This window comes from Planococcus halotolerans, from assembly GCF_003289955.1.
Classification (GTDB): Bacteria; Bacillota; Bacilli; order Bacillales_A; family Planococcaceae; genus Planococcus; species Planococcus halotolerans.
In genome coordinates this window covers 1-17,836 of the sequence record NZ_QLZR01000002.1, presented here as the reverse complement: position 1 = coordinate 17,836, position 17,836 = coordinate 1, and the positions used below count along the sequence as shown (strand labels likewise).

20 protein-coding genes are annotated in these 17,836 nt (G+C 39.0%); all 20 read left to right on the top strand.

Translation table 11 applies throughout. The annotated features are described in order from the left end of the window. Positions 1-115: 115 nt before the first annotated feature. The 20 genes from DP120_RS04735 (at position 116) to DP120_RS04640 (ending at position 17,377) form a co-directional block, all read left to right on the top strand. Positions 116-664: a GNAT family N-acetyltransferase gene (locus DP120_RS04735; RefSeq protein ID WP_112222378.1), complete on the top strand. Its 549-nt coding sequence runs from the start codon at positions 116-118 to the stop codon at positions 662-664. 192 nt (positions 665-856) lie between these two features. Then, positions 857-1,618: a Nif3-like dinuclear metal center hexameric protein gene (locus DP120_RS04730; protein WP_112222376.1), complete on the top strand. Its 762-nt coding sequence runs from the start codon at positions 857-859 to the stop codon at positions 1,616-1,618. 158 nt (positions 1,619-1,776) lie between these two features. Beyond that, a complete protein-coding gene (locus DP120_RS04725; protein ID WP_165843724.1) occupies positions 1,777-2,289 on the top strand; it encodes an NUDIX hydrolase in 513 nt (170 codons plus the stop codon). An 85-nt stretch (positions 2,290-2,374) separates the two neighbouring features. Next, complete coding sequence (locus DP120_RS04720) at positions 2,375-3,295, top strand: aminoglycoside phosphotransferase family protein (protein WP_112222373.1); 921 nt, start codon at positions 2,375-2,377, stop codon at positions 3,293-3,295. A gap of 69 nt (positions 3,296-3,364) precedes the next feature. Next, entirely contained in the window at positions 3,365-3,796 is a 432-nt protein-coding gene (locus DP120_RS04715) for a GNAT family N-acetyltransferase (protein WP_112222372.1), read from the top strand. Positions 3,797-3,937: 141 nt separating this feature from the next. Beyond that, positions 3,938-4,666 carry a metallophosphoesterase family protein gene (locus DP120_RS04710; protein ID WP_112222371.1) on the top strand — a complete coding sequence of 243 codons (729 nt, stop codon included), beginning with the start codon at positions 3,938-3,940 and terminating at the stop codon, positions 4,664-4,666. 113 nt (positions 4,667-4,779) lie between these two features. Continuing rightward, positions 4,780-5,232, top strand: coding sequence for an NUDIX hydrolase (locus DP120_RS04705; RefSeq protein WP_112222370.1), 453 nt, complete (start codon positions 4,780-4,782; stop codon positions 5,230-5,232). A 65-nt stretch (positions 5,233-5,297) separates the two neighbouring features. After that, positions 5,298-6,191 (top strand): aminoglycoside phosphotransferase family protein, encoded by an 894-nt coding sequence (locus DP120_RS04700; RefSeq protein WP_112222368.1) that lies wholly within the window; start codon positions 5,298-5,300, stop codon positions 6,189-6,191. A 137-nt stretch (positions 6,192-6,328) separates the two neighbouring features. Then, a complete protein-coding gene (locus tag DP120_RS04695) occupies positions 6,329-6,889 on the top strand; it encodes a GNAT family N-acetyltransferase (RefSeq protein ID WP_112222367.1) in 561 nt (186 codons plus the stop codon). Between the two features lie 194 nt (positions 6,890-7,083). Then, positions 7,084-7,539 carry a GNAT family N-acetyltransferase gene (locus tag DP120_RS04690; RefSeq protein ID WP_112222365.1) on the top strand — a complete coding sequence of 152 codons (456 nt, stop codon included), beginning with the start codon at positions 7,084-7,086 and terminating at the stop codon, positions 7,537-7,539. 370 nt (positions 7,540-7,909) lie between these two features. Next, on the top strand, positions 7,910-8,650 hold the full coding sequence (locus DP120_RS04685) for a metal ABC transporter ATP-binding protein (protein WP_112222363.1): 741 nt from the start codon (positions 7,910-7,912) through the stop codon (positions 8,648-8,650). Position 8,651: 1 nt separating this feature from the next. Next, on the top strand, positions 8,652-9,509 hold the full coding sequence (locus tag DP120_RS04680; protein ID WP_112222361.1) for a metal ABC transporter permease: 858 nt from the start codon (positions 8,652-8,654) through the stop codon (positions 9,507-9,509). Between the two features lie 29 nt (positions 9,510-9,538). Continuing rightward, a complete protein-coding gene (locus DP120_RS04675; RefSeq protein ID WP_112222360.1) occupies positions 9,539-10,483 on the top strand; it encodes a metal ABC transporter substrate-binding protein in 945 nt (314 codons plus the stop codon). A 137-nt stretch (positions 10,484-10,620) separates the two neighbouring features. Continuing rightward, positions 10,621-11,040, top strand: a complete 420-nt coding sequence (mntR, locus tag DP120_RS04670; protein ID WP_112222359.1) for a transcriptional regulator MntR — start codon at positions 10,621-10,623, stop codon at positions 11,038-11,040. Between the two features lie 673 nt (positions 11,041-11,713). Next, on the top strand, positions 11,714-11,863 hold the full coding sequence (locus DP120_RS18375; protein WP_165843723.1) for a hypothetical protein: 150 nt from the start codon (positions 11,714-11,716) through the stop codon (positions 11,861-11,863). Between the two features lie 279 nt (positions 11,864-12,142). Beyond that, positions 12,143-12,775 carry a plastocyanin/azurin family copper-binding protein gene (locus tag DP120_RS04665; protein WP_112222358.1) on the top strand — a complete coding sequence of 211 codons (633 nt, stop codon included), beginning with the start codon at positions 12,143-12,145 and terminating at the stop codon, positions 12,773-12,775. A gap of 385 nt (positions 12,776-13,160) precedes the next feature. Next, complete coding sequence (locus DP120_RS04660; protein WP_338046814.1) at positions 13,161-14,534, top strand: copper amine oxidase; 1,374 nt, start codon at positions 13,161-13,163, stop codon at positions 14,532-14,534. Between the two features lie 68 nt (positions 14,535-14,602). Further along, a complete protein-coding gene (locus DP120_RS04655) occupies positions 14,603-15,310 on the top strand; it encodes a class F sortase (protein ID WP_112222356.1) in 708 nt (235 codons plus the stop codon). An 837-nt stretch (positions 15,311-16,147) separates the two neighbouring features. Then, a complete protein-coding gene (locus DP120_RS04650; protein WP_233785897.1) occupies positions 16,148-16,495 on the top strand; it encodes a hypothetical protein in 348 nt (115 codons plus the stop codon). Between the two features lie 351 nt (positions 16,496-16,846). After that, positions 16,847-17,377 carry an AAA family ATPase gene (locus DP120_RS04640; protein ID WP_112222352.1) on the top strand — a complete coding sequence of 177 codons (531 nt, stop codon included), beginning with the start codon at positions 16,847-16,849 and terminating at the stop codon, positions 17,375-17,377. Positions 17,378-17,836 lie beyond the last annotated feature (459 nt).

Sequence of the window (17,836 nt, the reverse complement as noted above, 5' to 3'; positions counted from 1 at the left end):
CCATACAATTTAAATACAGAACTTGAATGGTTATTTTAAATATTAGTAGTTTTATTAATATTTTATTTTTCAATGGTAAAATAAAGAAATCTCATTGGATAGGAGTTTAAAAGCAATGAAAACTCTCGAAACGGAAAGGGTCTATTTAAGAGAATTTATTGAAAGTGATTGGGTAGGAGTACATAATTACGCATCTCAAGAACAAGTTTCTGAACACCAAACCTGGGAGCCGAGTTCTAAGGAGGAGTCTAAAGAATTTGTGAAACAAGTTCTTGATGATTCACAAATAATGCCTAGAACAAGATTTACATTCGCTATTGTTCATAAAGAAGATGAAGTAATGATTGGTTCTGGAGAGATTAATATTCGAAGTTTCAGTAATAAAACAGGGGAAATTAGTTATATTTTAAACCCGGATTATTGGGGAATGGGAATTGCAACAGAAGTTGCTAAAGTTGTAATTGGATTTGGGTTTAGCGAACTGAATCTTCACCGGATTTATGCTACGTGTGCTCCTAAGAACATTGGGTCACAAAAAGTGTTAGAGAAGTCGGGCATGTCTTTTGAAGGGAGAATGAGAGAAACCTTGTTACTTAAAGAAGGGTGGAGAGATTCTCTCCTTTACAGTGTGCTGACTCATGAACGGCCAACTGAGCAGGTATAATTTTCTTTTTAGTTTACATGTAGCGGCTTATTAGAAGTAGTTACAATTCAATGGCAAGATACAAAGAGGAAGAGCAGTGCAAATCAGCACCGCTTTTCCTCTTTTTTCTATTAATGATCATTGTTGCGAGATACCCTCATATAAAAACTATATGGTAAAGTTAAGAAAAAAAAGAATAGTAGGGATATTCGAATGAATTTAAGCGACTTTGAAATAATAATTAAAAAACTCTTTGGTGCAAAGTTATTAGAAGAACATGACGAATATGGATTTACGAATACTTCAAATGATGACATTCAAAAAATAGGGTATGCTACGAACCTTTCACTAGAGACAGTAGAAAAAGCCATCCAGCATGGTGTGGACTTGATAGTTACCCACCATGATGCTTGGGATTTCCTCTATGGCCTAAGAGAAACCTGTGTAAGCAAGATGAAAGAACATCATATCAGTCACTTTTGGATCCATGGTCCACTCGATTTTATTGAATTTGGAACTTGTACATCGCTCATGGAGACTTTAGAAATTGATAGGATTCTAAGATATTCTTCTTACTCTGAAGAAGATGGCGAGATGCCGGGCGTTGGAGAATATCGCAATCCACTTAACTTTGATACATTAGTCGAAAGTATGCGCTCTAAGTTACAGGAACCCGTGCGTTCATGGAAAAACAACCAAAAAGAAGTGAGAAGGGTTGGCGTATTAACAGGAGCTGGTCATTCTTCGGCTATTATTCAAAAGGCAATCGATGAAGACTGCGATACATACATAACAGGTGAAGCGAATTTATATACCATCCAGTACGCAGAATTTGCAGGAATTAACCTGCTGGTTGGCAGTCATACTTTCACTGAAATTTTCGGAGTAAAAACATTGGCGAATAAAATAGTGGAACTAAATCCAGAGGTTATTGTAAGAGAATTGAAAGAATCTCACTTTGAGATGAATCACTAATCTCTGCTTTTAGAAAAGGCAAGGTATGCAGTTTGCATATCGACAGATTACATGGAATTGTTTTAATACAATTGGGGAGAAGACAAGCAGATGTATTGAAAATAATGGATCATAATAGTTAGGGATAACCAATGAGACTGTGGAATGGAGCAATTGGAATGGAAATATGGGATTTAGTCGACGAATATAGAAACCCGATAGGGAAACTGCATGTTAAAGGAAAAGAATTAATGCCTGGTGAATATCATGTCTCTGTGGAAGTTTTCACGATTAATAAAGACGGGAGGATCCTTTTGACTCAACGTTCTCCGTTCAAGTCCTATCCATTGCTTTGGGAAAGCACAGGCGGTGCGGTTCATGGAGGAGAAAAGAGTATGGAAGGGGCCACTCGGGAACTCGCGGAGGAAACTGGTTTGCTTGTGAAGTCTGAAGATCTTCAGTATTTGGGCGAAATAAAGCGGGAGAATTCTTTTTTAGACTGCTATCTTTGGGTCAGCTCTGAACATATCAACATTCACGAGTTAACACTGCAGGCAGGAGAGGTGAACGCTGCTAGGTTGGTTACGTCGACAGAGTTAATAGAAATGAACAATGCCGGTCAAATCGTTCCTCCGGTATGGGAGAGGTACCAACTATTTTGTGAGAAATTAGCAGACTTCGTTATAAAATAAGTTGAACCAAGTCCGATTCTTTTAAAACGGTAATTGAGACAAGCTAACTAAGTCAGGAAGATGATAAAGAAATAGGGGTGAGAAAATGCCTGTAACTCTAGCTGAACAAATTCCTCATATAAGGGAATGCCATAAAGTCGTGCCGATACACAAGGGGTTTTCCTCCGATGAAAAATACCTTGTCCATATGCCGGACGGTCATGATAAGTTGTTTCTGCGAATTTTCAAGCCAGAACAGCTGGAAGCCAAAAAAATTGAATACGCGCTTCTGAAAAAGATGCAAGACTATGGTGTTGCCAGTTTAAAACCACTAGCGATTGGAAAGACGCTAGAAAAGGGATATATGATCACGTCTTATATAGAAGGTAATGATGCAGGAGAGGAAATCTCCGCTTATAGTGAACAAGAACAATATGACCTGGGGATAGCAGCGGGGAAAGAACTGAAGAAAATGCATCAATATGCGGCACCTGAAACGATCACTCCTTGGCATTTTAGAAAAATAGAGAAATATCAGAAGTACTTGGATGCCTATTCATCCTGTGGGATAAAGGTGAATAACGATAAACAAATCATGGACTTTATCGATGAGAACATTCACCTGATGGAACAGCGGCCGAACCTGTTTCAGCATGATGACTTTCATCTTGGAAACCTCATTGTGAAGAATAAAAAGCTGGCGGGCGTTATTGATTTTGACAGATACGATTGGGGAGATCCCATTCATGAGTTCCTGAAGATCGGCTTTAGCAGAGGAATCAGCGTTCCATTCTCAAGAGGGCAAATAAAGGGATATTTTCAAGGCGAAGAACCCGGCGAAGAATTTTGGCAGCTGTATTCGCTTTATATGGCCATGTGTGTGTTTTCATCCGTCATTTGGACCTTGAATACCATTCCGGAAGAAATGGATGATATGCTGCAGAAAATCGAAGTATTTTTGGATGATCATGATTACTTCAATCGGTTGCAGCCCAAATGGTACAACAAATTAAGCGGTTATGAATGAGTGGTAGATTCGTAAAAGGTTTAAATTAATTGGTATCAAAAATTTGGAAAGCAGGAAAAGGGGATTTACATGACCACTCACATCATCTATCGAAAAGCCGTTGAGAGCGACAGACAAGAGGTATACCCGTTAGCAAAGAGCTTAGCCACCAGCTTTGAAGTGAACGAAGCGGACTTTTCCTCAGTTTTCAAATCTATAGTTGAGGATCCAAATGCAGACATGTTGGTTGCGGAAAAGGATCAACAACTGATCGGATATGTTTTTGTCTTGCATCACCCCGCATTTTATGCGAATGGCATCATCAGTTGGGTAGAAGAGTTGTTCGTATTGGAAGAATATAGAGGACAATCTATTGGAAAGCACTTGATGGAAGAAGCAGAGAAACAGTCGAAAGCCCGAGGAGCAAAATTAATCGCTTTAGCCACGAGAAGAGCCGACCAATTCTATAAAGCAATCGGGTATAGCGAATCCGCGACTTATTTCAAAAAGAATTTTGTGTGATGTCCTTTCAGCATAATTCAGTTACATTCTCTTGAAGCGCTAAGTGTGGAAGATGGCTATACATATTAGAGAGTTATTGTAACTTTTAAAATGATGAGTAAAAAAAATCCTTAAAAAAAAAGTATTAGTTTGGAGGCTTAAATGACTAGAATTGCGATAGTCTCGGATATACACGGGAACATCTATGCACTTGAAGCTGTTTTAGAGGATATGAAAGAGAAAGCGATCGATTCTGTATACTGCCTTGGCGACATGATTGGAATAGGCCCTTTTTCGAATGAAGTTCTGGAAGCATTATTTGCAACAGATAATATGCAAATGATTACAGGAAACCACGAGGAATCCATTTTAGCTGTTCTTACTAACGAACCTTACCCTAAAAGCAGAGTCAACGTGAAACCGCATCATGAGTGGATTGCGAGTAGACTAAAGGACGAATTTATAGAGAAAATATCAAAATTACCTCGTCAACTAAATAAAACCTTTGATGAACATAGTATACAATTCATTCATTATCCGATGAATCCGTCTTCATCTAACGACCCTATCAACAAAGATCCATTTGACCAACTGGGTGTGCCTTCAGTAGAAAATTTCACTCACCTTCAAGGGTTGGAAAACACTGAGTTGGTTTGCTTTGGGCATGATCATAGCCATCATCTATTTACCTGTAACAATACAACTTTCTATAATACAGGCTCTCTCGGGTATTCCAGTAAAGCATTTGCTCGTTATGGAATCATTGAGGTTGATACAAACGGCTATCACATTTCTCAAATTAATGTCCCTTATGATTTAGAGAAATATGTTCATGACTTAACCAATAGTTCAGTACCGAGGAAAGAAATCATCCTTCGAATGTATTCATAACGATAAGCTGTCAGCGTAATTTGATAGCATTTAAAAAGACAGCCAGTAAAGTCGGCATCAAACCCTACAGGTTTTAGAGGTAGAAATTAAAAAACGAAAGGGAGGAAAGCTTCATGGAGTATGTAAAAGAACTAAGGGCTTTGGTGGGCCATAGACCTCTGATACTGGCGGGTTCGGTTGTCTTAATCGTCAATCAAAAGAATGAACTGCTTCTGCAGCATCGAAACGATGGTGGGTGGGGTTTGCCAGGCGGGTTAATGGAGTTAGGAGAAAGCTTGGAAGACACGGCAAGAAGAGAAGTAAAAGAAGAAACCGGACTAGACATTGGCGAATTGAAACAGTTAGGCGTGTTTTCAGGGCCGGACTACTTCTTTAGAGTTGCGAACGGGGATGAATTGTATTCTGTAACGGCTGTTTTTCTATCTGATGATGTAACAGGCGAGATCCAAGTAGATGAAACTGAATCCGTTGAAATGCAGTTCTTTAAGTTGGATTCACTGCCTGCTGGATTGACGGAAGAATACCAAAGTTACATAACTCCATTTATTGACCAACTAATTAAGTAAACAGTGGCTAGAGTTTACATGTCGTGCATTATCAGAAGGGGGCTTAAATATGGAGGGAGACGCTTATGACCAAAGACGAAATGTTAGTTTTTGTAGAAAATAAGTTCCCTGATTTACCACTAAATAAAGTGCAAACAAACAGCATCGGTTGGGATAATGACATTTTAATTGTAAATGAAGAAATCGTCTTCAGGTTCCCTAAATCAGATGAACTCTTGTCTAAAATCGAAGATGAAGGAAAAATATTAGAAATACTAAAAACCCAAAAGCCTTTATTGTTTCTTCCTTCTTATGAGTATTTGTACAGAAATAATGCCTTGAAAGGGGTTAAATATGATTTCATGAAAGGCAGCTCTTTGAGTGAATTTCCAGTTAGTAAGCTTCGTGATAACCCGTTTAACGCCAAAGGAATTGGTGATTTTTTAACTAAGTTACATAGTATAGAGTTATCAAAGCTTCATCATTCGAATGTAGGAACGACTCACTCTTTGAAATACTGGGAAAACTTATACGCAATGGTCGAAAGGGATGTTTTTCCATTTTTAGCTTCTGGCCAACAACATAAAATTAGTGAACTGTTCTCAGAATTTCTTGAAAGACTGCCTGCATTGACAAATAAAAAGACGATCATACACGGAGACTTAACCGCCGCAAATATCATTTATAATCATGAAAAAGAATGCATTAATGGAATAATTGATTTCACAGATGCCCAACTAGGGGATCCGGCCTTCGATTTTGCAGGACTGTACTGGGATTTTGGGCTTGAGTTTACAAAAGATGTCTTGAGGTGGTACCGCAGTACCGAAAACAAAGAAGCCTTACTGAATCGAGTTAAAACCTTCTATGGATTACAGCCCGTTTTCCATGAGCTGCTGTATGCGGTAAATCATAATCATCAAATTAACTGGGATACAGCGTTAAAGAAGTTTAACCGACTCTATCAACTTGCAAAATAAGTAGTTGCCTTAATAAGCGATAGAGCTTTAACAAAACGAAAATAATAATTTCTAATAGAAAGCAAACAGTGCAATTTTATTCGAATGGGTTAATGAAAAAGATTTATGATTACAGGAAGAGAGGCTGAGCCATCACCATGAGAGAAATAGTTGGAACAAAAATTGAGTTAATAGAAAATACGGAAGAAAACACGGATGAACTGTATTTTTGGAGATTTGAAGAAAAGGAACAAGAAGCGAAAAAATGGAATGGACCTTACATACCGGAAAAGCGAATGACCAAGGAAGAACACCGTAATCATTGGTTGAATGAAGAGGAGATTGCAACAGGAGTTCCAGCTTCCCTCGTGATAAGAGCTGAGGGAAAAGTGGTTGGCTATGTGGGAGCTTACTGGATAGATAAGAATACGAACTGGCTCGAGACCGGAATTGTGATTTACGATAAAGATTATTGGAATGGCGGATATGGCACTGAAGCCTACAAGCTATGGATTGATTTCCTTTTTGAATCGACCGACTTGCATAGGCTTGGGATGTCGACCTGGTCTGGAAACGAACGAATGATGATAGTGGCTGAAAGAATAGGGATGACGGTGGAGGCATGTATTAGAAATGCCCGAACGGTAGAAGGACAGTATTTTGATGCCATCAAAATGGGCATGTTGAGAGAAGAATGGGAGAAGTTAAGCACTATTTAATTTAAGCTTTTTGATTGAGTATATATGAAGGATTATAAGAAAGGAACTTAACACTGAGTTTCTTCTTTTTTGTTCGCAGAAGTGTACTTCTACGAAAGAATATACTTTTAATGACAAGCTTTTTAATAATTTTATTTAACGAGGTTCATGGAAGAGTATAATATAATCCATAGAAAATGAAAGAAGGGATATAAATGGAAATTAAAGTAGACAATCTGACAAATTCTGCGGTCAAACAATTGCTTGGGGAACATATAAATAGTATGAGTCAGCAGAGTCCTCCTGAAAGTAAATATGCACTTGATCTTGAAGGGTTAAAGAAACCGGATATCACTTTTTGGAGTGCCTGGGAAAATCATGAACTTTTAGGATTCGGGGCTCTTCACGAAATCGATCCTCAACATGGTGAGCTAAAATCCTTAAAAACTTCGCCAGTTCATCTAAAAAAAGGCGTAGCCGCCAAAATGGTTGATCATATAATTAAGGAAGCAACGTCACGTGGGTATAATAGAATAAGCTTAGAAACTGGACCGACGGAAATTTTCGGACCAGCAATTAACTTATATAAAAAATTCGGATTTGAATACTGTGAGCCGTTCGCTAGTTATAAAAGAAGCGACTTTAACATCTTTATGACTCTTAAATTATAGGTTTTAGAGTACTGTTTATAAATTTTAAAGTAAGGTTTTGAAGGTAATTATCTAGAAACTTACTTCAAAGCTTCGTTAATTTACATATCATGAGGTTATCGGAAGGAAGAAAACCTACCCCTACAAAAAGAAAGGAAGAGAAGATGCTCAATTAGAGCTTCTTTTCTTCCTTTCTTTTTGTACAAGCGTTTTTTCGATATATCATCAATCCTAAAGCTTTTACTTAAGAGAGAGTTAATTTGTTTTTAAAAATTTATCATTTTTAAATTCATTACTATTTACAATACTCAGTAAAAAGTATAAACTAAGAAAAAGTTTCCTTAGGGAAAAATAATTTTACTTACGAAAAATAATGTTAGGAGGGAATCATATGGTTTCTGCGCTTGTATTAAATGATGTTCATGTTTCTTATCACGGTAAATCAGCCATCAGTGGAATTAATTTAACAGTTGAATCAGGAAACGTCTTAGGGATTATCGGACCAAACGGTGCTGGAAAATCGACTTTATTAAAAGCATTGTTGAAATTGGTATCAATCGATAAAGGAAGTATAGAGATATTTGGAAAAACATTAGAAGAAAACCGTAAAAGAATCGCATATGTACCACAACGAAGCGAGTTTGATTGGGATTTCCCTATCCATGTTCTAGACACCGTCTTGATGGGCACATATCCCAAGATAGGAATCTTTAAGCGCCCGAAGAAAAAAGAAAGGGACTTAGCCTACGAGTGTTTGGAAAAGGTGGGAATGGAACATTTTTATAATCGACAGATAGGCGAACTGTCGGGAGGACAACAGCAGCGTGTCTTTCTCGCTAGGGCACTTGCGCAAAATGCCGCTCTTTTCTTTTTGGATGAACCATTTGTTGGTATTGACATAGCCAGCGAAGAAACGATTGTTGACCTCTTGAAAGATTTGCGTAATCAAGGGAAAACAGTGGTGGTTGTTCATCATGATTTAAGCAAAGCAACTGAGTATTTCGATGAACTGCTTTTACTGAACAAACACGTGATTCATGCCGGGAAGCCTAGTGAAGTCATGCGTCCGGAGATTATGTTGAAAGCCTATGAAAGAGAATTATCTTTTTTACGCGAAGCAGGGGTGAACTAATATGGCCTTTATTGAAGGACTTATTCAATATGATTTTCTGCAAAAGGCGCTTTTAACTTCAATTATAGTGGGTATTGTTTGCGGAGTTATCGGCTGTTTCATTATTTTAAGAGGAATGGCTCTTATGGGTGATGCTATCTCACACGCAGTATTGCCAGGGGTGGCCATATCCTATGCACTGGGAATCAATTTTTTCTTCGGTGCCGTTTTTACAGGTGTAGTAACAGCAATAGGAATAGGCTTTGTAAGCCAAAATAGCCGTATTAAACAGGATACATCCATCGGCATTATGTTCACCGCTGCCTTTGCTTTAGGCGTTATTCTCATAACCGTGCTCGAAAGCAGCACGGATTTGTATCATATTTTGTTTGGTAACGTCTTGGCGGTCCGGCCTTCGGATGTGTGGATTACACTGATTATCGGACTAATTGTATTAATTTCTGTTTATGTATTTTACAAAGAACTTCTTGTCACTTCTTTCGATCCGACCATGGCGGAGGTATACGGCCTACCGGTAAGGCTGATCCATTATTTTTTGATGACACTTTTGACTATGGTTACAGTAGCTTCCTTGCAGACGGTCGGTATCGTGCTGGTAGTCGCCATGCTGATTACCCCGGCTGCAACAGCCTATTTGCTGACCGATCGTTTGTCGGTGATGATTTTTCTTTCTGCCGCAATCGGAGCAAGCGCTTCGGTGATCGGTCTGTATTTCAGTTTTACTTATAATTTGGCCTCAGGGGCCACGATCGTCCTTTCGGCGACAGCTTTGTTTTTTGTGGCTTTTCTTTTTTCCCCAAAACAAGGAATTTTATGGAAAAAATTAAATGATAAGAAAAATCGACTTGCTTTACAATAATAAAATATCCGAAGAAGAGGAGAATACGCATGACAAAGAAAAGAATTTTCTTATTTATTAGCTTGTTTTTACTGATTGGTTTAACAGGATGTGCGAGTAGTCAGAATCAAAATAAAACGGCAGATGCAAACGAAGATAAACTGCTGGTAGTTACCACTTACTCCATTATTTATGACATCGTGAAAAATGTAGGCGGAGATCGAATAGAGATTCACAGTTTGGCTCCAGTAGGTTCCAATCCCCATGAATACGAACCCCTTCCAGTGGACGTACAAAAAACGACAGACGCCGATGCCGTCTTCTATAATGGCTTAAACCTTGAAGCAGGTAATTCCTGGTTTGAAAAATTGATGGGCACGACTGGCAAAGCCGGGGCTGAAGCGCCCGTCTTCCGGTTAAGCAAAGGTGTCGAGCCGATGTTTCTAACAACTGAAGGGAAAGAAGGGGAAGAAGATCCCCATGCATGGTTAGATATTCGTAATGGGATTAAGTATGCAGAAAACGCAAGAGATGCGCTGATTGAAATTGATCCAGATCATGCAGAAGAATACGAAAAAAATGCAGAAAGCTATATCAAAGAATTAGAAGCACTTCACCAAAAAGCTATCGAGCGATATAGTGAAATTCCGAAAGAGGACCGTATTTTTGTAACAAGTGAGGGCGCATTCAAATATTTTAGCCAAGCGTATGATTTTACAGCGGAATATATTTGGGAAATTAACCAGGAAAACCAAGGTACGCCAAAACAGATTACCCGCATTCTAGAGATTATCGAAGAACAGGATATTCAAGGGTTATTTTTAGAAACAAGTATCGATCCTCGCAGTATGGAAATGGTATCCCGAGAAACCGGTATTGAGATTAAAGGAAAAGTATTTACCGATTCCATCGGAAAGCCGGGAGAAGACGGAGACACTTATCTGAAAATGATGGAGTGGAACATTGAAACGATTTTAGAAGGATTAACTAACTAATTGTTGAGAGAAGTTTTAAGTAGTTTGTCTTTTTGAAGCTGTATTTGAAGATAACAAGTTTAGAGTGCATTGGCTCTTTTGGTCTTAACAGAAGCACAATCCGTAACAAATATGAACATCAGAAGGAGGGGAGCATATTGCCCACCATCAATATGGAAGATTACTTGGAAAAGATTTATTTATTAATTGAAGAAAAGGGTTATGCACGTGCAACCGATGTAGCTTCGTCCTTGGATGTCTTGCCTTCTTCTGTATCCAAAATGATGAGAAAACTTGATAAAAATGGGTTGGTTTCTTATGAAAGATATCGGGGTTTCACATTGACGACAAAAGGAAGAAGCATAGCGAAAGATATAGCGAATAAACATCGTACGTTAGAAAAGCTATTCCACATTCTTGAAATTCCTTCTATAAATATTTACCAGGAAATTGAGGGAATAGAACATCATATCGGAAAAGAAACCGCGTTTTGTTTAGGTAGCTTGGTTCAATTTCTGGAGGAAAATCCCAACATCAAAAATTCTTATATAAAATATCGAGAAGAATTGGTCCGATAAATATAGTCGCTTTAAAACACTAAAGAGTTTGTTTTGAATGATTTCAAGTAATGAAATGGAATTTAAAACAAACGATAGTATGAAATAACAATAACCTTTTAACCTGTTTTAGCGACTTGAGAAAGATAAAAATTCTTTCTATATGATATTAGATAGTGCTCATTGAAGGGAACTGGAGGAACTGGAGGTTCTGAAATTCCCCTAACCTATATTATTTTGTGAATTACCCTTTTACCTGTGCAACCTTATTATCAATGAAGACGCAGAAAAAATGTTTATTAAATAGAAAATATCTTTTTTAAGCCTGAAATTAGATGGCATACTGAAAAGTTTTTATTTGATTCAAAATTAAAGAAATTGTCTAATGATTACTGGTTTGCAGATGAGTAATTGTTAAAAGCACTGAGATAAACAATACAACCAGAAGGGAAGAGAAGAAGCTCAAATAGAGTTTTTTCTCTTCCCTTCTATTCGAAAGTGTACTTTTACGAACGATCTAATGTTAGTAAAGAACGACTTGAACAAGCTCATTTCTGATTTGTATGAGGAGTTGTATAAGAATACAGCAGATATTTCATGCAATATGCAGAAGGAACAGTCAATAAATATACGGTGGAATAAGAAGCAATTTTAAGTGAAAGGGGATTAATACCGTGAAGACTTCTCTCAATTTATGAGTGGCTATACGGAGAACAGACTGAAAGGTTCATCACTTATTGAAGGTCTTCAAGCGCAGATCGGTCATGTGTTCACGGCGGTTAAACTGTTTAGTTTTGCAATTTTCCGGCAGTTCCCGGAAAAATACGACAAAAAAGTAATCTAAAAAAGTTTTTCAAACGTTTAGTAATTGTAAAAGGATCAGGCAGAAAAATCGCAGAAACAAAACAACAAGGAGGAATAAGGAGGATGTTAATAGGAAAGGGTTTGAGGATTTCAATGATTTCATTTGCTCTTCGCAAAATATGTTACGTTCAAAACGTTGATTTGTAAGATATTAAAGACATGGATGGATAAGTAGGGTGAACCGTTTTTCAGCTGTACTGGTTACTATTCCTTGATAAGGATAAGCTTAGAGAACGGAATGCAAGGGCCGGGAGAGTGAATGAAAATGAAGGTGACTGTAAAAGGAAAAGGACGGTACTTGATTGCCAGTTCGTTTGTAACATTCGGCTTATTAGCAGGATGTGGAAGTGGGGACGTATTCGAGTCCGAAGAAGCAAACGCTGGATCAGAAAGCGAACAAGTAGCTGTGGAAGAAAGTGAACAAGCAGCTTCAGAAAAAAGCGAAAAGGCAGACTCGGAAGAAGTGACAGATGATCATGTAATTGATATCAGGGCGTTTGAGATGGGTTATACACCGCCTACCATTACCTTGACCAAAGGGGAAGAATATACATTGGTCATGAAAAATGAAGGGGAGTTATTCCATGATTTAACGTCACAGGACATTGACGTTGAAATCACCTACATGAGTGAAATGCCCGACCATCCGGAGGAGGTCTCGTTCATTGATGATATATTGGGCATGAACAAGGCTCACGCTGAGGGAGACCACGACGGAGAACAAGGCGATGGACATGACGAAGAAATGAATGCCCTCCATATGAACTCAAAACCGGGTCAAACAGTGGAAATTAAATTCATCCCGAAAGAAGCAGGGGGATTTAAATTTTACTGCAGTATTCCGGGACATGAAGAAGCAGGGATGCACGGTATGTTTGAAGTCATCGATTAATGTGACGATCGGACTGCCGGCAACTGTACGAGGAAGTCCAAAGTAGCATGAGCCGGATTCAGGAGAAGATGAGCCCGGTCAGAATGGGGGGGCTTAGCTGATTTCCATAAGAAACCTTAGTATTAAGGTTTTTTATTCGGCGAACCCTTTTCCTGCCCGTCCTGATTTATTCTTATATCTTACAATAATGTTAAAATTAAAAACAATTAAATAACAAGTTTATCAAAAAAGTTGCTGGGTAAACAGAATTATGTAAGCGCTTCCGTCCTTTTCAACAAGACTATTACATAAAAAACAAGGTCGGTCTTGCAGTCTGTCGTTCGGTCACTGGATGTAGGACAAGTAGGTTCACGTAAAATTTTACAAAACAAGGAGGAATTATTTAATGAAAATGAATTGGAAAACAGCAAAGAAAACAGCGATTACACTCCCGTTGAGTGCAGTATTACTGACAGGGGTAGGTGTCGGATCAATCAGTGCGTCAGGACATGGGGGCGAAGCACCGGAAATGTCCCATCCGACCATTGACACGGCGGCTCTCGAGTTGCGTACCCATTTAAGCCATTACCTGAGTGAACATGGATTCCTCGCAGTTGAAACCATGAGAAACGGGGCTGCTGGATCTGCAGACTTCGAAGCATCTGCCATGGCATTAAGCGCCAACACGGAAGATTTGACGGCGGCCATCACATCTGTTTACGGAGAAGAAGCAGGTCAGGCTTTCCATGACATGTGGAGCGCGCACATCGGTTACTTTGTTGATTACGTGAAAGCCACTGGAGCAGAAGATGAAGCGGCCAAACAGGAGGCGCTGGATGAACTGGCACAATACAAAGCAGATTTCTCCAGCTTCCTGGAAGGCGCTACAGATGAACGGCTGGATGCAGACGCATTGGCAGAAGGGCTCCAAATGCACGTAAACCAACTAATCGGCGCTTTTGACAGCTATGTAGCCGGTGATTTTGAACAAGCGTATATGTACGAAAGAGAAGCGATCGAGCACCTTCACGGGGTTGCAAAAGGACTATCCGTAGCCATCGTGGACCAATTCCCGGAAGAGTTCAACAATACGAAAGCGGACACACCTGCCGGTGAATTGCGTGCTCATTTGGGCCATCTGTTATCTGAGCATGCCGGATTGGCGACAATTGTCATGCAGAACGGCTTGAGCGGATCGGAAGAGTTTGAAGCATCGGCCGCGGCATTGAGCACCAATACAGAAGACCTAACAGCGGCCATTGCTTCTGTCTACGGAGAGGAAGCAGGCCAGGCATTTGAAGAGATGTGGTCGGAACATATCGGGTACTTTGTCGATTATACAGAAGCGACGGCCGCAGGTGATGAAGCAGCAAAACAGGAAGCTTTGGACGAGCTTTCAATGTACAAAGAAGACTTCTCAGCTTTCATCGCGACAGCGACAGATGGAGAAGTGCCAGCTGAAGAAATGGCGAACGGGCTACAAATGCATATTGAGCAGCTGACGACAGCGCTTGATCTCTATGCAGCAGAAGATTACGAGGCGGCATTTGAAGAAATCCGCACCGCTTATGCTCATATGTATGGTGCAGCTGAGGGCTTATCCGGTGGTATCGTGAACCAGATGCCGGAGAAATTCAGTGCTGATATGCCAGGCATGCCAGAAACCGGTATGGGCGGAACAGCCGATTCAGCTAATATGGCTTGGATGCTGTGGGCACTTCCATTCTTGGCGCTTGCAGGTGGATTTGTCGTAGCCAGAAGAAAAGAACAAGCAGAGTAATAGCTGTAAGGATGGAGAGGGGGAACATCCCCCTCTTTTTTCTACTTTCTAAACAAGGAGTGAATCAAATGAATGGATTTGCCAAAAAGTTTTTCCTCATTTATTTTTTATTTCTCCTGACGACTCTCAGCGATACCCCCAGGCATTCCACAGAACTTATCTCTACAGAAGCTGAACAAGATTTTGTCCCTGCCCAAACGGAAGTTACCCAAGAAGATGTCCAACAGCCGACACTTCCGGTGGCTGAAAAATTGGATGAGACAAAAGTTGACGTTCCGAAAACGACTGCTGAAGCACTTGCATCGGCACCGTCTGAACCAGACTTGAGTGGCATCACACCCGCTGTAATTGAGATTCCCGCCATTGGCGAACGGGCCGAAGTGATTGAAGTCGGACTGACCGAAGATGGAGCGATGGAAGCGCCAGCGAGCATTTACGAGATTGGCTGGTATGCCCTTGGAACGAAGCCGGGAAGCCGCGGAAATGCGGTGATGGCCGGTCATGTCGATGGACTGACGAGCCCGGGAACCTTTTATAACTTGAAAAAGCTGGAGCCAGGGGACAAAATCCATATCACGGGAACGGAAGGGGAGAAGCTGACGTTCGTCGTCACGGAAAAGAAAGCCTATGTGCCGGAAGAAGCGCCGCTGGAAAAGATATTCGGGCCAAGTTCCGGCTCTCATTTAAACTTGATCACCTGCACAGGGACTTTCAACGATGAAACCGACGATTACGAGGAACGGCTCGTCGTCTATACGGATTTAGTGGAAAACTGATAGGTATTCTGATTAAACTATTGTTTTTTGCCTTGTTGCTGCTATTAAAAAACCCACCATACAGTTGAACTGAACCCCAAATGGTAAACACTTTAAAAAGTGACCCTATTTTGGTTTTTTTCTGTTTTCAAACCCCGGTATACTGAAATCATCTATCAGAACAAGAGAGATTGACTTTAGCCGCTTTAGAACATCATGGGATTTGTTATAAATGATTTCAAGTAATGAACGGAAATCAAAAACAAATTATAGTATGAAATAAAAATAACTTTTCAACCTAATTTAGCGACTTGAAAAAGATGAAAATTCAATTTGTATTATAGTAGACAGTACTCATCGAAGGGAACTGGAGGTTCTCAAATTCCTCTGAAATGATATTATTCTGTGAATTACCCTCTTACCTGTGCAACCTTATTATCAATGAAAATGTAGAAATAATGATTTTATGCATGAATGGGAAATATCTTCTTTTAAAGCCTAAAATTAGTTGGCATACCGAAAAGCTTTTATTTGATTCAAATTTAAAGAAATGGACTAATGATTACTGGTTAGCATATAAGTAATTGTCAAAAGTACTGAGACAAATAATACAACCAGAAGTAAAGAGAAGAAGCTCAAATAGAGTTTTTCTCTTTACTTCTGTTCGCAAAAGTGTACTTTTGCGAACGGTTAATTTAGGGCAAGCCTATAAGAATCGTTGCATTCGCAAAGATTCCGACATGAAAATTATTAATTTATTTTTCCTGTAATAGAAATATATATATCAGTATTTTAAGCTGATAATTTATCAAGTATAATTGAAAAGAAGGAAAAAATCAGTAGATTCGGGGTGGGAGTATGGGGTTTTTGTTTGGTTGTTTAGTGTTAATAGTCAGCTCTATTTTAGTGTTCAGGAATCTTAAGATCATAAACCCTTTTACAAAAGGGGTGGGGATTGCAATTGCACTATCTATTTTGGGTGCAGCTAGCCTGGGGCAAAACTATACACAAAGTTTAATCCCTGAGGCAAACGATGGGTTAGGGATTTCCAATACAATCGCTTATTGGATAATTGGTGAAGATGGATGGTCTCAAGAAGTGTTTAAAAATATGTTCGAAATATCTCTAATTGTCTCTTTAATTTTGATCGTAACTTATCCAATTGTCACTGTCATTGAAACAAAACTGGAGAGAAAACCAGCATAGTTATTTTAATAAGTTAGCTTCGAAGGACTATCTTGGAAGTGGTCTTTATAGATTGGTCTTAAAATTAAACTAGTTAATAATATGAGGGATTATCAGAAGTTGATTGAATACAAATGGAGAAAAGAGGCCGTTTAGAAAGTCTCTTTTCTCCATTTGTATAAGTGTACTTTTACGAACGCTTTATCTACAGGAAATTTTTAAGTTTTATAAAAGTATTATTATAGATAATGGTAAAATTAGTATGATGAAGGCTGTTACGCTCTCCAAAAGAAGGTATAAGAGTTTATTTAAGACCCTCTTTGACTGTGCCTGTGACTTTAAAAATGAAATTTTAAAAACGGAGTGGCATTTATGAAAAGACTATTAATTATGACTGTCGGAAAAACCCATAGCGGAAAAAGTACATTTGCTAAAGATTTAGAAACAAGGCTGCCTAATTCTATAGTAGTCGACCAGGACAATCACGCTGAAATCCTGCAGACTTATTATCCGGTATTAGTCCCTCAGGAGGGACCGAATACGATTAAGTATGCACTTACTCAAACCATTGTCGATTATGCAGTGAATGAAACGAATTGTCATGTGATTCTATGTAATTCAAATCGGAATCACAAAGGTCGAATGAAACTACTGGATTATTATCATGAAAAGGAATTCGTTACTATTCTTGTGAAATTTGATATTCCGAATCATATTCTTGAGGAAAGAATCAGGAAAAGCCAAAGAAGTACAACCATACTAAGAACGGCTTCTTCTTTTCAGGAAGTGCTTACTCAGCAAAATGAAACTCGTAAAGACGCTTTGGTGGCTCCCTCAAAAAATGAAGCAGACTATTTGTTTGTAATAAAAAACGCTGATGATATTGAATCGGTCGTATCATAAATTATTGAGATAGCTCAAAATCAATAATTTCTATTGCCTCAACTAATGACTGTAATAAAGAGCTAGCTAACTCGCAAGCAATCTAATATTCTGCAGTTAATAATGATCTTTGGTTTACATATCACGAGGTTATCGGTAGCTGGCATAAATCTTGCACATAATATTAAGAACCCAGAAATCCTAGTTTAAAAGGTTGCTGGATTCTTAAAAGTTATGCGTAAAATAAAGCTCAAAATTGATGCAAGTTTTTCTTAAAGTAACACGCTTTTACACGGATGGAAAAAGCAGAACAGCTTGGTAGAATTGGAGTTCTGATCCGATAGCAAAGAAAAGAGCCGAAGCGATATTATCGCCCCGGCTTTTCTTATGCGTCTGTACCCCGGTCGCCTACAATAATCATAGGATCTTGTTTTGTTTTTACCTCTTCCTTACTTAAAAGCAAGGCCGAGATCAGTGCAG